The organism is Streptomyces sp. NPDC021225, from assembly GCF_044332865.1.
Taxonomy (GTDB): Bacteria; Actinomycetota; Actinomycetes; order Streptomycetales; family Streptomycetaceae; genus Streptomyces.
The window spans coordinates 187,065-205,271 of the sequence record NZ_JBIRPV010000015.1 but is presented as its reverse complement, the minus strand read 5'-3'; the positions used below and the strand labels follow the sequence as shown (position 1 = coordinate 205,271).

The window sequence follows — 18,207 nt, the reverse complement described above, 5'->3', positions numbered from 1 at the left end:
CCTCCTCTCTTTTAGCGTCAGAACGTGCAGTTCAGACCTTTGAAGCCCTCGACGAAGCTGGAATCCAGGCGGATGGGCTCGCCCTCCGAGCGGATGTCCGGGAGTGAGGCCAGGAGTTCTCGGTACATGGCGATGATCTCGATCCGGGCGAGATGGGCGCCGAGACAGAAGTGCGGCCCCACCGCGCCGAATGACAGATGCGGATTGGGGTCCCGGGTGATGTCGAAGCGGTACGGATCCTCGAAGACGTGTCCGTCGTGGTTCGCGGACCAGTAGAGGAGGAAAACCTGGTCGCCCTTGCGGAACCGATGGCCGTTCATCTCGATGTCGCCGGTGGCGGTCCGGCGCATCCAGTTGATGGGGGTACCCACCCGGAGGATCTCCTCGACGGCGCCCTTCGCATGGCGTTCGAAGTCCGACAGCAGAAGTTGCCGCTGGTCCGGGTGGGCGGTGAGCAGCACCAGGGCCTGGGCGATGGAGTTGCGGGTGGTCTCCATGCCGGCGTTGACGAGGAGGATGAAGAAGGAGACCAGTTCCTGGCGGGTGAGTTGTTCTCCGTCGTCCTGTACCTGGACCAGCTTGGTGATGACATCGTTGCTGGGGCGGGCGAGCCGGTCCTCGCGGAGCCGTCCGATGTAGTCCCCGAGGTCCCGCAGGGCGCCCAGCACGGCGGCCGCCGCGTCCTCGGGGCTGGCCGCGACCTCGGGGTCGAGCCCGCCCATGATGATGTTCGTCCGCTCGAAGAGGAATTCGTAGTCCTCACTGGGAATGCCCATCATGGTGCTGAGCACGGCGATGGGCATCTCCGCCGCCGGGCGGACGAAGTCGCCGGGCCCGCGCTCGATGAGCTCGTCCACGATCCGCCGGGCCACCTGACGGGCAATGGCATCGAACCTGGGCGCCATGTTGCGGCCGAACGACCGCGCCACGATGCGCCGTAACCTGGCGTGCTCCGGATTGTCCATGGTGATCATGGAGCCGTAGAACTCTTCCATCTCCGGCGTCAGCATCGTGGTGGCGCCCTCGGACGAAAAGTCCTGAGGGCGCCGGCTCACCTCGGCGATGTCCGCGTGTTTCGCCAGCGCGTAATAGCCGGATGCCATCGGCCCCCAGGGCAGCCGCGGCGACACCAATTCGGGGTGCGGCAGCCCACGCAGCCTCTCGAACACCGCCGCACGCTCATCGAGCGGCCGGGCCCAGAAGGACGGATCGAGGAAGTCGGGAGACGCGGCTGCGGTGGATGAAGTGGACGTGGCTTCCGAAGGAGACACGGTGCCTCGATTCAAGCGTGGACAGGTACGAAAACCGGTCCGCGCAAGTCTCACAAGGGCGTCTTAAGAGTTCCTAACACCGTGAAGCCGGTGGTGGCCTGGGGGGACGATGTTTGACGCGGGTGGAACGGGGTGTCAACCTCGGGGCGTGCAGGTGACGATTCGGGACGTCGCGAAGGCGTCGGGGGTGTCCCCGTCCACCGTGTCGCGGGCCCTGACGCCCGGCGGGACGGTGAGCCCCGTGACGCGCGAGCGGGTCCGGGCCGCCGCCGACCGGCTCGGCTATCAGCCCAACCAGGCCGCGCGCGGGCTGATCACCGGGCGCACGGGCCACCTGGGCGTGATCGTCCCGGATCTGCTGAACCCCTTCTTCGCGGACATCTGCAAGGGGGTGCAGGCGCGGGCCCGGGGGCTCGGCCACACGGTGTTCTTGAGCGACGCCGAGCGGGACGAGGGCCTGGAGCTGGACGCGATCCGCACCCTGGCCCCGCAGGTGGACGGGATCGTGCTGTGTTCCCCGCATCTGAGCGGCGAGGAGTTGGGGTCGCTGGGCGAGCTCACCGACAAGCCGATCGTGCTGCTGCACCGAAAGGAGCCGGGGTTCGGATGCGTCACGGCCGACCTGGTGGAGGGGATCACCGACGCGCTGACCCATCTGCACGCGCTGGGCCACCGCAGGATCGCCTATGTCGGAGGGCCGCGCAGCTCGTGGGCCGCGCGGGAGCGGGCGGCCGGGGTGGCGGCGGTGGCCGCGTCAGGGTTGGTGGAGATCGTGCAGGTGGGGAGTGTGGCGCCGCACTTCGACGGCGGGGTCACCGGGGCCGCCGATGTGGTGCTGGCCAGCGGGGCGAGCGCGGTGCTGGCGTTCGACGACATCGTCGCGTTCGGTCTGATGAGCAGGTTCGCGGTGCGGGGGGTGCGGGTGCCGGACGAGATGAGCGTGGTGGGCTGCGACGACATCGCCCTGGCCGGGATGGCGGCGCCGCCGCTGACCACGGTCTCGGTGCCCAAGGCGCACGGCGCGCGGGCCGCCGTCGATCTGCTGTTCCGCATGCTGGCCACCCCCGCCGCCGAGGGCGAGCAGCCCCCGCAGCGGGTGTTGCCGACGCATCTGGTGGTACGGGGCTCCACGGCCGCCCTCGAACGGCGGTAGCGGGCGCCATGGATCCACTGGCCGGCCTGCTGGACGGGCCGAGAGCCCGGGGGGCGTTTCTGCTCCGTATGGTCATGGAACCGCCCTGGTCCGTGCGGATCGAGGACCGGGCCCCGCTGTGTGTGATGACCGTGGCGCGCGGCGAGGCATGGGTGGTCCCGGAGGGTGGCGACCCGGAAAAAGGGGTGCGGCTGGTTCCGGGGGACGTCGCGATCGTGCGCGGCCCCGACCCGTACACGGTGGCCGATGATCCGGCCACCAGGCCGCAGGCCTGGATCCTGCCCGGCGAGGTGTGCCGCACCGCCGAGGGCGAGGATCTGGCCGAGCGGATGGCGCTGGGGGTGCGCACCTGGGGCAACAGCGAGCACGGCTCGGCGACGATGCTGGTCGGTACGTACCGGATGGACGGGGAGATCAGCCGGCGGCTGCTGGACGCGCTGCCGCCGCTGCTGGTGCTGCCGGGCGAGGAGTGCGGCTCACCGTTGCTGTCGTGGCTGGGCGAGGAGATCGTCAAGGACGAGGCGGGCCAGACGGCCGTGCTGGACCGGCTGCTCGACCTGGTGCTGATCTCCGTGCTGCGGGCGTGGTTCGCCCGGCCGGAGGCGCGGGCCCCGGCCTGGTATCGGGCGCTGGGCGACCCGGTGGTGGGCCGCGCCCTGCGGCTGCTCCAGAACCATCCGGCCCATCCGTGGACGGTGGCCCTGCTGGCCGAGCGGACCGGGGTCTCCCGGGCGGCGCTGGCCCGGCGCTTCACCGAGCTGGTCGGCGAGCCGCCCATGGCGTATCTGACCGGCTGGCGGCTGGCGCTGGCCGCCGACCTGCTGCGGGAGCCGGACGCGACCCTCGGGGCGGTGGCCCGGCGGGTCGGCTACGGCAGCCCGTACGCGCTCAGCTCGGCCTTCAAGCGGGTGCGCGGGGTCAGCCCGCAGGAGCACCGCTCCGCGGCCAGCGCAGGGTGACGGCGGGGCCGCGGGCGCAGCCGTCGGGCCCGCAGCTGACGGAGCGTTCGTACAGCAGCGCCAGCCGGCGGGCGGTGCGGACGATGTCATAGCGCTCGACGGCGGCGGGCACCGGGAACCGTACGGGGCCGGCGGCGGCGGATTCGCGCAGGGCGCCGGCCAGGGCGGCGGCGCCGGGGCCGATGCGGTGGGCGCCGGGGGCGGCGCCGGGCGGCAGTTCGTCGAGGGCGGGGCAGACGGTGTAGAGCACCGGCAGCCCGGCCGCGAGGGCCTCCACGGCGGCGATGCCGAACGCCTCCTCCGCGGACGGCGCGACGAAGACGTCCATGGCGGCCAGCAGCCCGGGGATGTCGGCGGGCCGGTCCCCCGTCCCGGCCACCGCCCCGTCGCGCTCGCCGAGCAGCCGGACCCGGTCGGCCACCCCGAGCCAGGCGGCCAGGTCGTGCAGCGCGGTGCGCTCGGGACCGTCGCCGACCAGCAGCAGCCGGGCCTCGGGCACCTCGGCGACGGCCCGCAGCGCCACGTCGAAGCGCTTGGCCGCCACCAGCCGGCCCACCCCGCCGACGACGAAGGCATGTGCGGGGATGCCGAGGCGGGCGCGGGCGGCGGCGCGGGCGGCCGGGGTGTAGTGGAAGTGGCGGGCGTCCAGGCCGTTGGGCACCAGGTGGATGCGGTGGTTGGCGACGCCCCAGGCGCGGAGCCGGTCGGCGACGGCGGCCGAGACGGCGACGGTCGCCGAGCCCAGGCGCTCGGCGGCGAGGTAGCGGGCGCGGGTGCCGACGGTGTGCGGGCGGCCGTCGATGTGGCGGTCGCCCAGGCTGTGTTCGGTGGCGATCACGGCGCCGACGCCCGCCAGCCGGGCGGCGATCCGGCCGTATACGCAGGCCCGGTGGAGATGGGTGTGGACCAGGTCGTAGCCGCCGCCGCGGATGAACCGCGCCAGCCGGGCCGGGGCCATCGGGTCGCGGCCGCGCAGGGGCAGGTGGGTGACGGGCACCCCGTCCGCCCGGATGCCGTGGCCGGCGGCCCCGGGGGCGGACAGGGTGAGGACGTCACAGCGGGCGGGCAGGTGGCGCAGCAGCAGCCGCAGTTGCTGCTCGGCGCCACCAGCGCCGAGGCGCGAGATGATGTGCAGCACTCTCATCGGGCGACCGGGCCCCATCTTTCCTATCGCGCCCGCCCCATGGCGCGGGCTTCCTCACACATGCCGAACCCGGCAGCCGAAACGCGCGGCCGAAACGCAGCCCGGATCGCGCGGTCGAAACATGCACGCCGAATCGCATCCGACCATGACAGACGTCGGGATGTAAATCACGTAAGACGCGCGGCTATAGGCCGTCGGAGTGGCGGTCCGCCCAATACGACGGGCAGCGCCGGGAAGCGACGGGGAGCACCGGGGCGCGCCAAGGCGCGCCGAAAATCCGATTTGCACAGTCATTCCCCATGGGATTGTTACCTTCTCATCTCGCGCGATGACCTGACGAATGTAAGCCGTCCGGGTCATCGCCGCGCGATATTTTGTCCCAGGCGACCCGCGGGAGTGCCCAGATGTCTGCACCAACGCCCGTCAGAGACGCTTCCGAGCCGGGTGCCACGCCCCGCGCCGCGCCGCGCCCCGCACGGCCCGCGCACCATGGGACGACCTCCCGCCGCCGGGGCCCCGCGGCGGCGTACGAGTACAAGCGGTACAGCCAACTGGCGGGCCCGCTGACCCAGCCGCCGCCCGGCCGCCCGTACCGGGTGCGCTGCCGCAGCCTGCTGGCGCAGGAGCCGCACCGCGTCCGCGCGGCGCTGCTGCTGTGCGCGGCGCCGGTGTGTTCGGGGCTGCTGCTGCTGTGGCTGCTCCAGCCGCAGCACTGGGTGCACCGCGACTATGTGGCGGCCTGGGAGACGGCGGCGGACACCACGATGCTGCTCTCGATCGCGCTGATCGAGGCGTTCCGCCTGTTCACCGTGGTCTCCAACGCGCACGCCACGCTGGTGGCCCGGGACCCGGTGCCGGTGACCGCCGAGCCGGGGACCCGGGTGGCGTTTCTGACCAGCTTCGTGCCCGGCAAGGAGCCGATCGAGATGGTCCGGGCGACGCTGGAGGGGGCGATGCGGGTCAGGCACGCCGGGTGGCTCGACGTATGGCTGCTGGACGAGGGGAACGACGACGAGGTCAAGGAGCTGTGCGCGCGGCTCGGCGTCCGGCATTTCTCCCGCAAGGGTGTCGAGAAGTGGAATCAGCCGAAGGGGCCCTTTCGTGCGAAGACCAAGCACGGGAATTACAACGCCTGGCTGGACGCCCATGGCGACGACTATGAATTCATGGCCTGCGTGGACACCGATCACGTTCCGCTGCCCAACTTCCTCGAGCGGATGATGGGTTACTTCCGCGACCCGGATATCGCCTTTGTGGTCGGCCCGCAGGTGTACGGCAATTACGACACGGCGGTCACCAAAGCGGCCGAGAGCCAGCAGTTCCTGTTCCACGCGCTGATCCAGCGGGCGGGAAACGCGTATGGCGGCCCCATGTTCGTCGGGACCAACAACGCGGTGCGCATCGCCGCGCTGCGGAGCATCGGCGGGCTGTACGACTCGATCACCGAGGACATGGCCACCGGCTTCGAGCTGCACCGCCGCCGCAACCCGGTCACCAGGAAGAAGTGGCGCTCGGTCTACACCCCGGACGTGCTGGCCGTCGGGGAGGGCCCGAGCACCTGGACGGACTTCTTCACCCAGCAGCTGCGCTGGAGCCGGGGCACCTACGAGACGGTGCTCAAGCAGTTCTGGAAGGCGCCGTTCACACTGTCGCCGGGGAAGCTGCTCAACTACTCGCTGATGATCGCGTACTACCCGATGACCGCGCTCAACTGGATGCTGTCGGCGCTGTCCTGCGCGCTGTTCCTGGTGCTGGGCGCCTCCGGGATCCACATCCCGGCGGAGATGTGGATGATGCTCTACAGCGACGCCGCGGCGCTCCAGATCGGGCTGTACGTGTGGAACCGGCGGCACAACGTCTCCCCTCACGAGCCGGAGGGCTCCGGCGGGGTGGCGGGGATGCTGCTGTCCGCGCTGTCCGCCCCGATCTACGCCAAGTCGCTGTGCGACGCGCTGCTGCGGCGCAGAAGCCGGTTCGTGGTCACGCCGAAGGGCGACTCCTCCAGCGCCGACCAGCTGTCCACCTTCCGTATCCATCTGGTGTGGGCCGCGGTGTTCGGCGGCTCGCTGGTCGCCTCGCTGTTCCTGGGGCACACCCACGCGGCGATGCGCACCTGGGCGCTGCTGGCGGTGGGGCTGTGCCTGGCGCCGATGGCCATCTGGGTGGGCGGGCTGTTGCTGGCGCGGCGCACCCGGCGCACCGCCGCGGCGGTGCCGACGGCCCGCGCCGAGGCGCCCGCGGAGGCGCGCGCCGAGGCCCACGCCGGGGCGGGCTGACGGCCCGTGCCCTCATCCGCGCCCGTCTGCCGTCACCCGCTCCCGCCCGCCGTCACCTGTGGCGCGCCTTGGCGTTGCGGGCCAGGTCGAGGGCGTACTCCGTCCACCAACGGCCGGCCGGGGGGCCGCCGTTGCAGGTCCCGTCGGACTCGCCGGGACGCTTGATCCACAGATAGGCGTCGATGGAGGGGTCGCCGGTGCGGGTGCTCGGGGGCTCGCCCAGCGCCCGGCCCGGGGGGTTGCACCAGTTCTCCTCGCCGCCGACGACGCGATGGCGGGTGCCCGCGCCGGTGCCGGGATGTCCCGCGCTTCCGCCGCCGCCCTTGGCGTCGTCCCGCGCGCCGCCCTTGGCGTCGTCGGCCCCGCCCTCCCCGCCGCGGGTGAGCGGGCCGTTGCCGTTGCGGCTGGTGTCGATGATGAAGTGGGCGCCGCCGAGCTGGGTCGACAGCCGGTGGCCGTAGGCGCGGGTCACCCGCGTCGGCTGGAAGTTGGAGACGTTCAGCGAGAAGCCGTCCGCCTGCTCGATGCCGCTCTCCCAGAGCGGCTCCACCAGCCGCTGGGTGTTCCGGATCCACCCCGGGTTCCCCGCGTCGAGATAGACCTGGGTGCCGGGCGGCGCGGAGAGCATGGCGACGGCGTCGCGCAGCAGGGCCAGCCGCGGGCCCCGCAGCCGCTCGGGGACACAGCCGTCGACCACCTGGGCCACCGCGTCGGGCTCCAATACGACAATCGCCTTTCGATCGCCGATTCCGGAGACGATTTCCCGGATCCAGTCAAGGTATTCCCTGTCGTTCCTCGCCCCTCCCGCGGAGTAATGCCCGCAGTCCCGGTACGGAATGTGATAAGCGACCAGCACCGGCGTACGGTGTTCCCGCGCGGCGGATTCGGTGACGAGCCTGACCCGGTCGCGCGGATTCGGGCCGAGCCATTCGGCCAGCGGCTCGTCGGCGATCCGCCGCATGAGCCGCGCGTCCGCGTACCGGCCGGCGCGCCGCTGGTCACGGGCGTGCCGGGCCGCCGGGTTGTCCGGGTTCACCCACAGCCCGCCCCGCCGTTCCGGCGCGCCGGGCGAGCCGAGACATCCGGTCAGCGCGAGCAGCGCGACGACGCATCCCGCGGTCGGTGCCCCGTATCGTGCGATGGCTTTTCTGAGACCTTTCACGGCCATGCGGGCATTCCTGTTCCCCGGCTTTTCCCGGCCTCGGAATTGACGGTGTGTGTCGCATCATGGCATCGGGGCGGGGCGACGGCTTTCAATTCACGCTTGTGTCCTCGCGGCCCTCGCGGTCCCGGCGGTCCTCCCGGTCCTCGCCGGTGCGCCACAGCGGGTGCTCGCGGGCCGCCCAGGCCCGGTCGACCGTGCCGGTGCGCATCCCGCGCCGGGCCTCCGGGTCGGCGAGCGCCATGGCGATGTGCCCGAGCAGCACGACGCCGACGGCCAGCGCCAGCCAGTCGTGGACGAAGGTGGCGCTGATGCGCCACACCAGCGGGGCCAGACCGGTGAACCACATCAGCAGCCCCGTGCCCGCCATCACCAGCACGGCGCCGCTGAGATAGGCGGCGTACAGCTTCTGCCCGGCGTTGAACTTCCCCGCCGGGCGCGCCCCGTCGCTCCAGTCGCGCCGCAGCACCGAGCGCAGCCAGCGGCGGTCGTGCGGGCCGAAGCGGTTGAGGCGGGAGAGGTCGGCGCGGAAGGCGCGGGAGGCCAGGCCCAGCAGGGTGGGGACCGGGGTCAGGATGCCGGTCCACTCGTGCACCGTGACCACCAGGACCCGGCGGCCGACGAGTTCGGCGAGCTGGGGCAGATACAGGCAGGCCGCGCTCACCACGCAGGCGCCCAGGAGGGCGGCGGTGGTGCGGTGGATCCAGCGCTCGGCCGGGGTGAAGCGGGCCACGCGGGTGCGGGGCCGGGAGCGTGCGGCGCGGGGGGCGGGGGCGGCGCCGCCGGGGCGGGCGTCAGGTGGTGGGGGCATCGTCGCGTCCGTTCGACTTGCCGACCCACGCGTCCACGTCGTAGCCGCGGTGCTCCCAGTAGCCCGGCTGTACGTCGCGGGTGACCTCGATGCCGGAGAGCCATTTCGCCGACTTGTAGAAGTACATGGGGGCGACGTACAGCCGCACCGGGCCGCCGTGGGAGTGGCCCAGCGGCTCGTCCCGCATCCGCAGCGCGACCAGGACGTCGTCCCGGCGGGCCTGTTCGAGGGTGAGGCTCTCGCTGTACGCCCCGTCGAAGCAGGTGAACCGGACGGCCCCGGCGCCCGGGCGGACCCCGGCGGCGTCGAGCAGCGTGGCCAGGCGCACGCCCTCGAAGGAGGTGTGCGGCACGCGCCAGCCGGTGACGCACTGGACGTCGTGGACGATGCGGTGCTGGGGCAGCGCGCGGAGGTCGGCGAGCCGGTAGCCGGCGGGCTTGTCCACGAGCCCGCCGACGGTCAGCCGGTAGCTGTCGGCGTCCTTGTGGGGGACGGAGGAGGTCACCGAGTAGTACCGGAACCCGCCGCCGTTGGGCAGCAGCCCGGTCACCCCGGTGGGGTCGTTGTCGGCCGCCGCGGCCAGGAAGGTCTCCAGGCGGGCCTGGAGCCAGGGGGCGGCGGCCATGCCGCCCGCGCCCAGGGCGAGCATGCCGAGGATGACGCGGCGGCCGACGGGGGCGCCGCGACCGATGGTGTCCGGGTCGGTGGTGTCCGGATCGGCGGCGGGGGGCTCCGCGGCGCCGGGGTTGCGGTCCATGCCATTGATGAGAGCACCCCGGGGGCGACCGGCGCCAGCTTCCGTCGAAGAAGCCCTACGCGGCTCCCCCGCCCCTACCCCACCGCCTTCGCGGCTGCGCGGCCCGCCGTACGGCCGGAGAAGAGACAGCCGCCGAGGAACGTGCCCTCCAGGGAGCGGTAGCCGTGGACGCCGCCGCCGCCGAACCCGGCCGCCTCGCCCGCCGCGTACACGCCGGGCAGCGGCTCCCCGCCCTCGGTCAGCACCCGCGCGGACAGGTCGGTCTCCAGACCGCCCAGCGTCTTGCGGGTCAGGATGTTGAGGCGCACGGCGATCAGCGGGCCCGCCTTGGGGTCGAGGATCCGGTGCGGGGCGGCGGTGCGGATGAGGCGGTCGCCGAGGTATTTACGGGTGCCGCGCAGGGCCGTGATCTGGAGGTCCTTGGTGTAGGGGTTGGTGATCTCCCGGTCGCGGGCGACGATGTCGCGGCGCAGCTCCGCCTCGTCGATCAGCGGCTCCTTGGTGAGCTCGTTCATCCGCCGTACGAGACCCGTGAGCGACCGCTCGACGATGAAGTCCGCGCCATGGTCCATGAACGCCTGGACCGGGCCGGGCACCCCGCCCCGGCCGCGGCCCAGCACATCGCGGACCCTCTTGCCGGTGAGGTCCGGGTTCTGTTCGGAGCCGGAGAGCGCGAACTCCTTCTCGATGATCTTCTGGGTGAGCACGAACCAGGTGTAGTCGTAGCCGGTCCGCATGATGTGTTCGAGCGTGCCGAGGGTGTCGAAGCCGGGGAAGAGCGGCACCGGGAGCCGCTTGCCGCGGGCGTCGAACCACAGCGAGGAGGGGCCGGGCAGGATGCGGATGGCGTGCCGGGGCCAGATGGGGTTCCAGTTCTCGATGCCCTCGGTGTAGTGCCACATCCGGTCGCGGTTGATCAACCGCGCGCCCGCCGCCTCCGCGACCCCCAGCAGCTTGCCGTCCACATGCGCGGGGACGCCGGAGAGCATCCGCTCGGGCGGAGTGCCCAGCCGGGCGGGCCAGTTCCGGCGGACCAGGTCGTGGTTGCCGCCGATCCCGCCGGAGGTGATGATCACGGCTTGGGCGCGCAGCTCGAAGGCGCCGGCGACCTCGCGGCCGCTGGGGGTGCCGCGCTCGGCGTCGCTCGGCTCCAGGATCTCGCCGGTCACGGTGTCGACGGCGCCCGCGCTGCGGGACAGCCCGGTGACCCGGTGCCGGAACCGCAGTTGGACCAGGCCGCGCGCGGCCGCGGCGCGCACCCGCCGCTCGAAGGGCGCGACGACGCCCGGGCCGGTGCCCCAGGTGATGTGGAAGCGGGGGACGGAGTTGCCGTGTCCGGTCGCGTCGTAGCCGCCGCGCTCGGCCCAGCCGACGAGCGGGAACAGCCGCAGCCCCTGGGCGTGCAGCCAGGCCCGCTTCTCACCGGCCGCGAAGTCCACATAGGCCTCCGCCCAGCGGCGCGGCCAGTAGTCCTCCTCGCGGTCGAACCCGGCCGTGCCCAGCCAGTCCTGCCAGGCCAGTTCGCGGCTGTCGCGGATGCGCAGCCGGCGCTGCTCGGGCGAGTCGACGAGGAAGAGGCCGCCGAAGGACCAGTGGGCCTGGCCGCCGAGCGACTGCTCGGGCTCCTGGTCCAGCAGGATCACCTTGCGGCCCGCGTCGGCCAGCTCGGCGGTGGCCGCCAGCCCCGCGAGCCCTGCCCCGACCACGATCACATCCGCGTCGTACGCCATGGTTTCCGGTGTCCCGTCTCGTCAGGAGCGCGCAGGGAACCGGCGGCCGGGCGGCGCCCGGGAACCGGTCGTGTCGGTGATCCTGCCTACCGGTCAGTATGGCGTCAACCCGGGAAGCGGCGGCCCTCCCGGGCACCCGTCCGCAGGTCCCCAGCTCCTGCTCCGCACCACCTTGTACGACATAACGGTCGCAATCGATCGCGAAGATGGACAGGGGGTTCGACGGCCGGGCATCATCAGGCGCCATGGCTGACCACCATCCTTCTCCCTCGCGGCCGCCCAGCACGGACCGGCGCGTGGTGAGTCCTACGCTGGTCACTCCCGGCCCCCAACCCGTCGAACTCGCCGGGTCCGGGGCCGAGGAGGGCCCGCAGGTGCTGCGGGGCGAGGTGATCGGCCCCCGGCACGCCCGCCGCCGCCCGGTCAGCGACCGGCGCAAGGCGGCGGCCGGGGCGATTCTGCTCTCCGCCACCGGCGCCGCCACCGCGCTCTTCCTGATGCTCGGCAAGGACGGCCGGGAGGCCGCCGCCGCGCCCGCGCACGACGCGCCGTCGTCGGCGCCGGACGCGGGCGGCGACGACTTCGTCCCGGTGGCCGACGCGGCGGCCGGCGCCAAGCCGCTGCCGGGCGCCTCGCACACCCCCGAGCCCGCGCCGCCCACCGGCGCCCCGGCCGCACAGCCGGAGACCCAGGCCCCCTCCACGGCCCCGACCAAGCCCCCGGCCCGCACCGAGCCCACGCGCCCCTCCTGGCCGTCCGGCTGGGGGCGGCAGGGGCGGTCCGCCGAGGACTGGCGGCGGGACTCGGAGCAGGCGGCCCGCTGGGCGGAGGAGTGGGCGGACCGCTACGGCTCCGGGTCCGACGGGTCGGGCTACGACGGATCGGGCCGCGGACGCGGAGGGCGCCACCACGGCGGGTCGGGCTACCCGGGCGGAGGGTGGCGCTGACCGCGCCGCCCCTGCTTGGATGACGGCATGCCCGATCAACAGTCGCGGCAGGAGCCGCCCCGCCAGCCGCTCTCGGCCGACGAACTGCTGGACATCGTGGACGAGCGGGACCAGGTGGTGGGGCAGGCCCGGCGCGCCGACGCCATGGCCCGCAGGCTGCGCCACCGGACCGTCTTCGTACTGGCCCGGGACGGCGCGGGCCGGATCTTCGTACACCGCCGTACCGCGGAGAAACTCGTCTTCCCTTCCCTGTACGACATGTTCGTCGGCGGTGTCGTCGGCGCGGGCGAGTCGTACGACACGGCGGCGCTGCGCGAGGCCGAGGAGGAGCTGGGGGTGTCCGGGCTGCCCGCCCCGACGCCGCTGTTCTCCTTCCTCTACGACACGCCGGAGCACACCTGGTGGTCGCGGATCTACGAGGTCCGCTGCGAGCTGCCGGTCGCGCCGCAGGCCGAGGAGGTCGCCTGGCACGCCTTCCTGAGCGAGGAGGAGCTGGCGCGGCGGCTGGACGAGTGGGAGTGGGTGCCGGACGGCGTGGAGGCCTATCGGCGACTACGGGAGTGGCGCGGCTAGGCGCTTTCCCCCACCCCGCCCCTTCCCGCAGTGTCCGATGTGCGGCTCCGCCGCGTGGCGGGCTTTGCCCCTGGACCCTGGGATCTGGGGCGGAGCCACGGCGGGGTTCGGGGCACAGCCTCGGGGGTCTGGGGCACAGCCCCGGGGGTCTGGGGCGCAGCCCGGGGCGGGTCTGGGGCGCAGCCCCGGCAGGGATCGGGGGCGCAACCCCGGCGGGGTCTGGGGCGCAGCCCCGGTTTCGGGAAGGGCGGGGTGGGGGAAGCTCCGCCGGACACCCCCGCCCGTACCCAATGGGCCGATACGTGCCCTAGTAGGCTTGTCCCATGATCGACGCCAACCGCACGCCGACCCGGGGCAGACTCGCCTCCGCCGTCGCGGATGTGCGGCTGTGGTTCGCGCCCGAGCGGCTGCGCGCCGAGGGGGAGACCCCCGACTACCGCTTCTCCCTCGCCAACGAACGCACCTTCCTGGCCTGGCTGCGCACCGCGATGGCGCTGGTCGGCGGGGGCTTCGCGGTCGACCAGTTCCTGCCGGACACGGACGGGACGCTGCGGCTGGCGGCGGCGCTCACGCTGCTGGCGGGGGGCGCGGTGTGCGCGGTGCGGGCGCTCAACCACTGGATCCGCTGTGAGCGGGCGATGCGGCGCGGCGAGGATCTGCCGGTCTCCCGCTTCCCGGTCGTGCTGGGGCTGGCCGTCGGGGTGCTCGCCCTGGTGATGGTGGGCCTCGTCGCGGTCCGCTGGGTCGGCTGAGCCGATGGCCGGGCCGCAGCCGCCTACCGGCCCGCACGGCCCCGGCCCGCACGGCCCCGGGCCGGACGATCCCGACGGGCGCGAACCCGTAGCGCACGAGCCCGTGTCCCGCGACCCCGGGCTCCAGCCGGAGCGGACCCGGCTGGCCTGGCGGCGTACGACGCTGGCCTGCGCCGTCGCGGCGTCGCTGGCCGCCCGGCAGGCCCTGCACAACGGGACCGGGCCGGTCTCCGTGCTCTGCGCGGTGTTCGCCGTGCTGGCCTGGCTGGGGTTCCTGGGTGTGGCGGCCCGCCGCATCCGGGCGATGACCGCGCCGCGACCGCCCGCACTGTCCCCGCGGGCGGCCGCGGCGGCGGCGGGCTGCACGCTGGCGCTGGTCGCCTTCGGCGCCGCGCTGGCACGCTGACGCGCGCGCCGCCGTACCGCCGTGTCGGCACGCTCGCGGTACACCCGCCTTCTCCCGCCACCCACCCGCGCCCGCCGCGGCGCGGCCGGTGCCCTCCTGGGGGCACGCTGGCAGGAGGCAGGAGAGGAGCGACCGTGGCGGCCTCGGATCCGACGATGACCCTCCAGACCGCGTCCGGGATGGACGAGCGCGGCCCGCTGCGCGCGTTTCTGCGGACCGAGACCGGCAGCGCCGCGGTCCTTCTGGTCGCCGCCGTCGCGGCGCTGATCTGGGCCAATGCCGCGCCGGGCAGCTACGAGTCGTGGTGGAGCACACCGCTGTCGCTGCGGTTCGGCACATCGGCCGGGGTGTCGCTGGAGCTGCGCGAGTGGGTGAACAGCGGGCTGATCACGTTGTTCTTCTTCGTGCTCGGCTTGGAGGCCCGCCGCGAATTCGACATGGGCGAGCTGCGCGAACGCAGTCGGGTGACCCTCCCGGTGTTGGCCGGGGTCTTCGGCATGATCGTCCCCGTCGCCGTCTTCCTCGCCCTCAACGCCGGTCACCCCTCGGCGCGGGGCTGGGGAACCGCCATGTCCACCGATACGGCCTTCGCGCTCGGCGGGCTCGCCCTCTTCGGCCGGCGCCTCCCGCGCGGCCTGCGGGTCTTCGTCCTGACCGTCGCGGTCGCCGACGATCTGCTGGCCCTGGTCGTGATCGCCTTCGCCTACACCGAGGTCGTCCATGTGCCCGCGCTGCTGACGGCGGTCGGCGTCTTCGCCGTGCTCCTGGGGCTGCGCGTGGCCGGGGTGCGGCGCTCGGCCGCGTACGCGGTGCCGGCCGTGGCCCTGTGGGCGGCGATGCTCCAGTCCGGTGTGGATCCGGTGGTGAGCGGCCTGGCCATCGGACTGCTGGTACCCGCCCATCCGGCCGAGCGGCACGCCCTGGAACGGGCCAGCAGGCTGTTCCGGCGCTTCCGCGAACAGCCGAGCCCCGAGTCGGAGCAGGTGCTCCGCCGCGGTCTGGTCTCGGCGATCTCGCCGAACGAGCGGCTCCAGCGGATGTTCCACCCCTGGACCAGCTATGTGATCGTGCCGCTGTTCGCGCTGGCCAACGCGGGCATCACCGTCACCCCCGGGGACCTCGCCCACGCCTTCGGCTCGCGCCCCACCCTGGGCATCCTGCTGGGCTATGTGCTGGGCAAGCCGGTCGGCATCCTCGGCGCCACCTGGGTCGCCGTACGGCTGAGCCGCAAGCGGCTGCTCCCCCCGGTCGGCTGGGGCGGCGTCGCCGCGGGCGGGAGTCTGGCCGGGGTGGGTTTCACCGTGTCCCTGCTGATCGCCACCCTCGCCTTCAGCGGGCAGCAGCTGGAACAGGCGAAGATCGGCATCCTCGCCGCCATCATCGGTTCGCTGCTCACCACCGGGCTGGTGACCCGGGCCATCGCCCTCCTGCCCCCGCGCCGCCGCGCGCGGGCGCTGCTGGGCGAGGCACAGACGCTCATCGACCTCAGCGACCCCGTCGACGTGGAGCGCGACCACATCCGCGGCCCCCGGACCGCACCGGTCACGCTCCTCGAGTACGGGGACTTCGAGTGCCCGTACTGCGGCCTGGCGGAGCCCGTGGTCCGCGAGCTGCTCGCCGACTTCGGCGACGACGTGCGCTACGTCTGGCGCCATCTGCCGCTGCGGGATGTCCACCCCAACGCCCAGCTCGCCGCCGAGGCCGCCGAGGCCGCGGCCCACCAGGGCCGGTACTGGGACATGCACGACATGCTGCTGAGCCATCAGGGCGACCTTCAGGTCAGACATCTGTTGGGCTACGCGGAGCAGCTGGGGCTCGACGGCGAGCGGTTCCGCGCGGATGTGCGCGGCCGGGCGGGTGCCGAGCGGATCGCCGAGGACGTCGAATCCGCCGATCTGAGCGGTGTCTCGGGAACGCCGACGTTCTTCGTCAACGGCCGTCGCCACCACGGCGCCTATGACATCGCCACCCTGTCCGCGGCGGTGCGGACCGCCCGCGCGAGGGCGGCCCTCAGGGAGGGCCCCCCGTAGCGCCCCCGGCCGGGGCGCAGGGGTGTCCGGCCCGGAGGTCCAGGGGGCCGCAGGCGCTAGCCGACCGTGACGACGATCTTGCCGCGGGTGTGGCCCTCCTCGTTGAGGCGGTGGGCGTCGGCCGTGTTCTTCAGGGGGAAGACGGCCGAGACCTCGACGCCGAGGGCGCCGCGCTCGGCGATGTCCGTGAGGTCCTGGAGGTCGTTCGCGTCGGGGCGGACGAAGACATAGCGGCCGCCGAGGGCGAGGACCGCCTGGTCGGTGATGGAAGCCAGCCGCCCGCCACCGGACAGCAGCGGCACCGAGTCGGTGAGTGCGTCGCCGCCGACCGTGTCGAAGACGGCGTCCACCCCGCCGGGGGCCAGCGCCCGTACGCGGTCGGCGAGCCCCTCGCCGTAGGTGACCGGCTCGGCGCCCAGGGCGCGCAGATATTCGTGGTTGCGTTCACTGGCGGTGCCGAGCACGCGGGCGCCGAGGTGCTTGGCCAGCTGGACGGCCATGGAACCGACGCCGCCCGCGGCCGCGTGCACCAGAACGGTGTCGCCCTCGGTGACCTTCAGCGCCTTGACCAGCGTCTGGTACGCGGTGAGGCCCGCCAGTGGAATGCCCGCGGCCTGCGTGAAGGTCAGGTTCCGCGGCTTGCGGGCCAGCGTGCGCACCGGCGCGGCGACATACTCGGCGAAGGTGCCCCGGGACAGAAAGTCCTCGCGGACGTAGCCGATCACCTCGTCGCCCGCCGCGAACTCGGTCACCGCGAGGCCGGGCCGCTCGACGACACCCGCGACGTCCCAGCCCGGAATGACCGGGAAGATGGCCTCCAGGACGGGAGCCAGATAGCCCGCCCGCGCCTTCCAGTCGACCGGGTTGACGCCGGCGGCCATGACCTTGACCAGCACCGAGTCGGGGCCGACCTTGGGCTCGCGCACCTCTCCGTACTCCAGGACCTCGGGGCCGCCGTAGCGGTGGTAGGTGATGGCCTTCATGACGGGCTCCTCGCGTTCCTGCGCTGCGCGTGGTGCGGCCCCCGGGGCCGCCGAGCTCCCCTCTTCGACGCTCCTGCTCCCGCGCACCCGGCGCAAACCGGCGGCATGCCCCGGTGGGCTCAGCACTGGACGCCATACCGACTGGTCGGCATCATGATGCGGGACCGTCCGCCGACGCCCCGCGTCCGCCCGTAGCCCCCTTGAACCTTGACGGAGGAAGAGACCCGATGACCTCAGGCAATCCGCCAGGACTCGACCTCGAGCGGCTCCGCGCCCATCTGGACCGCGAGCGGCCGGGGCTGGTGCGCGGCGGGCCGCTGCGCGCCGAGCTGATCCCCGGCGGCCGGTCGAACCTCACCTACGCGGTCACCGACGGCGCCGCCCGCTGGGTCGTACGCCGTCCGCCGCTGGGCCATGTGCTCGCCACCGCCCACGACATGCGGCGCGAGCACCGGGTGATCGGCGCGCTGCACCCGACCAGCGTGCCGGTTCCGGGGCCGGTGCTGCTGTGCGAGGACGAGTCGGTCCTGGGAGCGCCCTTCTACGTCATGGAGTTCGTCGAGGGCACGCCGTACCGCACGGCCGAACAGCTCGCCCCACTCGGCCCGGAGCGCACCCGCCGTGTCGTCCTCGGCCTGGTGGACACCCTGGTCGGGCTGCACGCCGTCGATCCGGCCGCCGTCGGTCTCGCCGACTTCGGGCGGCCGGACGGGTTCCTGGAGCGGCAGCTGCGCCGCTGGGGCAAGCAGCTGGCCGCGTCGCGCAGCCGTGAGCTGCCCGGGATCGACGAGCTGCACGAGGCGCTCGGCAAGGCCCTGCCGGCCTCTCCCGCCCCCGCCGTCGTGCACGGCGACTACCGGCTGGACAACGTGCTCGTGGGCACCGATGACCGGATCAAGGCGATTCTCGACTGGGAGATGTCCACCCTCGGCGATCCGCTGACCGACCTGGGCCTGCTGGTGATGTACAGCGAGCAGCAGGAGACGGCGGACTCGCCGATCACCACGACCAGCGGCGCCCCCGGCCACCCCGCGCCGCGCGAGCTGATCGAGCGGTACGCGGCCGGCTCGGGCCGCGATGTGGGCGGCGTCGCCTGGTACACGGCCTTCGCCTACTTCAAGCTCGCCGTGATCCTCGAAGGCATCCACTACCGGTTCACCCTCGGCCAGACCGTCGGCGCCGGCTTCGACCGCATCGGCGAGGTCGTCCCGGTGTTCGTCGAGAACGGCCTCACCACGCTACGGAAGGGCTGA

At 73.3% G+C, this 18,207-nt stretch carries 16 protein-coding genes; 9 read left to right on the top strand and 7 right to left on the bottom strand.

The annotated features are described in order from the left end of the window. Window positions 1–17: 17 nt before the first annotated feature. Entirely contained in the window at window positions 18–1,169 is a 1,152-nt protein-coding gene (locus tag ACH4S9_RS41160) for a cytochrome P450 (protein WP_398376805.1), read from the bottom strand. A gap of 250 nt (window positions 1,170–1,419) precedes the next feature. On the opposite strand from ACH4S9_RS41160, the gene ACH4S9_RS41155 reads away from it, so the two are divergent. Both ACH4S9_RS41155 and ACH4S9_RS41150 read left to right on the top strand, forming a co-directional pair. Continuing rightward, the gene (locus tag ACH4S9_RS41155) at window positions 1,420–2,424 is read left to right on the top strand and encodes a LacI family DNA-binding transcriptional regulator (RefSeq protein WP_398376804.1); all 1,005 of its coding nucleotides are present in this window, start codon (window positions 1,420–1,422) and stop codon (window positions 2,422–2,424) included. 8 nt (window positions 2,425–2,432) lie between these two features. Further along, window positions 2,433–3,383 (top strand): AraC family transcriptional regulator, encoded by a 951-nt coding sequence (locus ACH4S9_RS41150; RefSeq protein WP_398376802.1) that lies wholly within the window; start codon window positions 2,433–2,435, stop codon window positions 3,381–3,383. Here ACH4S9_RS41150 and ACH4S9_RS41145 read toward each other — a convergent pair. Beyond that, the gene (locus tag ACH4S9_RS41145; RefSeq protein ID WP_398376801.1) at window positions 3,343–4,527 is read right to left on the bottom strand and encodes a glycosyltransferase; all 1,185 of its coding nucleotides are present in this window, start codon (window positions 4,525–4,527) and stop codon (window positions 3,343–3,345) included. The two genes, ACH4S9_RS41150 and ACH4S9_RS41145, sit on opposite strands and share 41 nt — an antisense overlap. A gap of 404 nt (window positions 4,528–4,931) precedes the next feature. Here ACH4S9_RS41145 and ACH4S9_RS41140 point away from each other — a divergent pair, with 404 nt between their 5' ends. Then, window positions 4,932–6,803 (top strand): cellulose synthase catalytic subunit, encoded by a 1,872-nt coding sequence (locus ACH4S9_RS41140; protein WP_361185061.1) that lies wholly within the window; start codon window positions 4,932–4,934, stop codon window positions 6,801–6,803. Between the two features lie 52 nt (window positions 6,804–6,855). On the opposite strand, the gene ACH4S9_RS41135 is transcribed toward ACH4S9_RS41140, so the two are convergent. The 4 genes from ACH4S9_RS41135 to ACH4S9_RS41120 all read right to left on the bottom strand — a co-directional run bounded on the left by ACH4S9_RS41135 (window position 6,856) and on the right by ACH4S9_RS41120 (window position 11,263). Next, window positions 6,856–7,971 (bottom strand): glycoside hydrolase family 6 protein, encoded by a 1,116-nt coding sequence (locus tag ACH4S9_RS41135; protein WP_398376799.1) that lies wholly within the window; start codon window positions 7,969–7,971, stop codon window positions 6,856–6,858. 85 nt (window positions 7,972–8,056) lie between these two features. Then, on the bottom strand, window positions 8,057–8,776 hold the full coding sequence (locus tag ACH4S9_RS41130; protein WP_311725209.1) for a cytochrome b/b6 domain-containing protein: 720 nt from the start codon (window positions 8,774–8,776) through the stop codon (window positions 8,057–8,059). Next, a complete protein-coding gene (locus ACH4S9_RS41125; RefSeq protein ID WP_398376797.1) occupies window positions 8,760–9,533 on the bottom strand; it encodes a molybdopterin-dependent oxidoreductase in 774 nt (257 codons plus the stop codon). The genes ACH4S9_RS41130 and ACH4S9_RS41125 overlap by 17 nt, the downstream gene beginning before the upstream one ends. Window positions 9,534–9,607: 74 nt before the next feature. Next, on the bottom strand, window positions 9,608–11,263 hold the full coding sequence (locus ACH4S9_RS41120) for an FAD-binding dehydrogenase (RefSeq protein WP_398376796.1): 1,656 nt from the start codon (window positions 11,261–11,263) through the stop codon (window positions 9,608–9,610). Window positions 11,264–11,508: 245 nt separating this feature from the next. On the opposite strand from ACH4S9_RS41120, the gene ACH4S9_RS41115 reads away from it, so the two are divergent. The 5 genes from ACH4S9_RS41115 to nhaA all read left to right on the top strand — a co-directional run bounded on the left by ACH4S9_RS41115 (window position 11,509) and on the right by nhaA (window position 15,971). After that, window positions 11,509–12,210 carry a hypothetical protein gene (locus tag ACH4S9_RS41115; RefSeq protein WP_398376795.1) on the top strand — a complete coding sequence of 234 codons (702 nt, stop codon included), beginning with the start codon at window positions 11,509–11,511 and terminating at the stop codon, window positions 12,208–12,210. A 27-nt stretch (window positions 12,211–12,237) separates the two neighbouring features. Continuing rightward, window positions 12,238–12,783 carry an NUDIX domain-containing protein gene (locus tag ACH4S9_RS41110; protein WP_311725205.1) on the top strand — a complete coding sequence of 182 codons (546 nt, stop codon included), beginning with the start codon at window positions 12,238–12,240 and terminating at the stop codon, window positions 12,781–12,783. A 323-nt stretch (window positions 12,784–13,106) separates the two neighbouring features. Continuing rightward, a complete protein-coding gene (locus ACH4S9_RS41105) occupies window positions 13,107–13,535 on the top strand; it encodes a DUF202 domain-containing protein (RefSeq protein WP_358846350.1) in 429 nt (142 codons plus the stop codon). A gap of 4 nt (window positions 13,536–13,539) precedes the next feature. After that, window positions 13,540–13,941, top strand: a complete 402-nt coding sequence (locus ACH4S9_RS41100; RefSeq protein WP_398376794.1) for a DUF202 domain-containing protein — start codon at window positions 13,540–13,542, stop codon at window positions 13,939–13,941. Between the two features lie 155 nt (window positions 13,942–14,096). Beyond that, on the top strand, window positions 14,097–15,971 hold the full coding sequence (gene nhaA, locus ACH4S9_RS41095; protein WP_361185122.1) for a Na+/H+ antiporter NhaA: 1,875 nt from the start codon (window positions 14,097–14,099) through the stop codon (window positions 15,969–15,971). A gap of 56 nt (window positions 15,972–16,027) precedes the next feature. On the opposite strand, the gene ACH4S9_RS41090 is transcribed toward nhaA, so the two are convergent. Continuing rightward, window positions 16,028–16,954, bottom strand: coding sequence for an NADP-dependent oxidoreductase (locus ACH4S9_RS41090; protein WP_398376793.1), 927 nt, complete (start codon window positions 16,952–16,954; stop codon window positions 16,028–16,030). A 227-nt stretch (window positions 16,955–17,181) separates the two neighbouring features. Between ACH4S9_RS41090 and ACH4S9_RS41085 the strand changes: the two genes are divergently transcribed. Continuing rightward, complete coding sequence (locus ACH4S9_RS41085) at window positions 17,182–18,207, top strand: phosphotransferase family protein (protein WP_398376792.1); 1,026 nt, start codon at window positions 17,182–17,184, stop codon at window positions 18,205–18,207.

Coding starts and splice junctions, on each gene's coding strand:
- ACH4S9_RS41125 (WP_398376797.1), bottom strand. CDS start 9,533: ATGGACCGCAACCCCGGCGCCGCGGAGCCCCCCGCCGCCGATCCGGAC.
- ACH4S9_RS41120 (WP_398376796.1), bottom strand. CDS start 11,263: ATGGCGTACGACGCGGATGTGATCGTGGTCGGGGCAGGGCTCGCGGGG.
- ACH4S9_RS41130 (WP_311725209.1), bottom strand. CDS start 8,776: ATGCCCCCACCACCTGACGCCCGCCCCGGCGGCGCCGCCCCCGCCCCC.
- ACH4S9_RS41145 (WP_398376801.1), bottom strand. CDS start 4,527: ATGAGAGTGCTGCACATCATCTCGCGCCTCGGCGCTGGTGGCGCCGAG.
- ACH4S9_RS41150 (WP_398376802.1), top strand. CDS start 2,433: ATGGATCCACTGGCCGGCCTGCTGGACGGGCCGAGAGCCCGGGGGGCG.
- nhaA (WP_361185122.1), top strand. CDS start 14,097: ATGACCCTCCAGACCGCGTCCGGGATGGACGAGCGCGGCCCGCTGCGC.
- ACH4S9_RS41105 (WP_358846350.1), top strand. CDS start 13,107: ATGATCGACGCCAACCGCACGCCGACCCGGGGCAGACTCGCCTCCGCC.
- ACH4S9_RS41115 (WP_398376795.1), top strand. CDS start 11,509: ATGGCTGACCACCATCCTTCTCCCTCGCGGCCGCCCAGCACGGACCGG.
- ACH4S9_RS41110 (WP_311725205.1), top strand. CDS start 12,238: ATGCCCGATCAACAGTCGCGGCAGGAGCCGCCCCGCCAGCCGCTCTCG.
- ACH4S9_RS41140 (WP_361185061.1), top strand. CDS start 4,932: ATGTCTGCACCAACGCCCGTCAGAGACGCTTCCGAGCCGGGTGCCACG.
- ACH4S9_RS41100 (WP_398376794.1), top strand. CDS start 13,540: ATGGCCGGGCCGCAGCCGCCTACCGGCCCGCACGGCCCCGGCCCGCAC.
- ACH4S9_RS41090 (WP_398376793.1), bottom strand. CDS start 16,954: ATGAAGGCCATCACCTACCACCGCTACGGCGGCCCCGAGGTCCTGGAG.
- ACH4S9_RS41085 (WP_398376792.1), top strand. CDS start 17,182: ATGACCTCAGGCAATCCGCCAGGACTCGACCTCGAGCGGCTCCGCGCC.
- ACH4S9_RS41135 (WP_398376799.1), bottom strand. CDS start 7,971: ATGGCCGTGAAAGGTCTCAGAAAAGCCATCGCACGATACGGGGCACCG.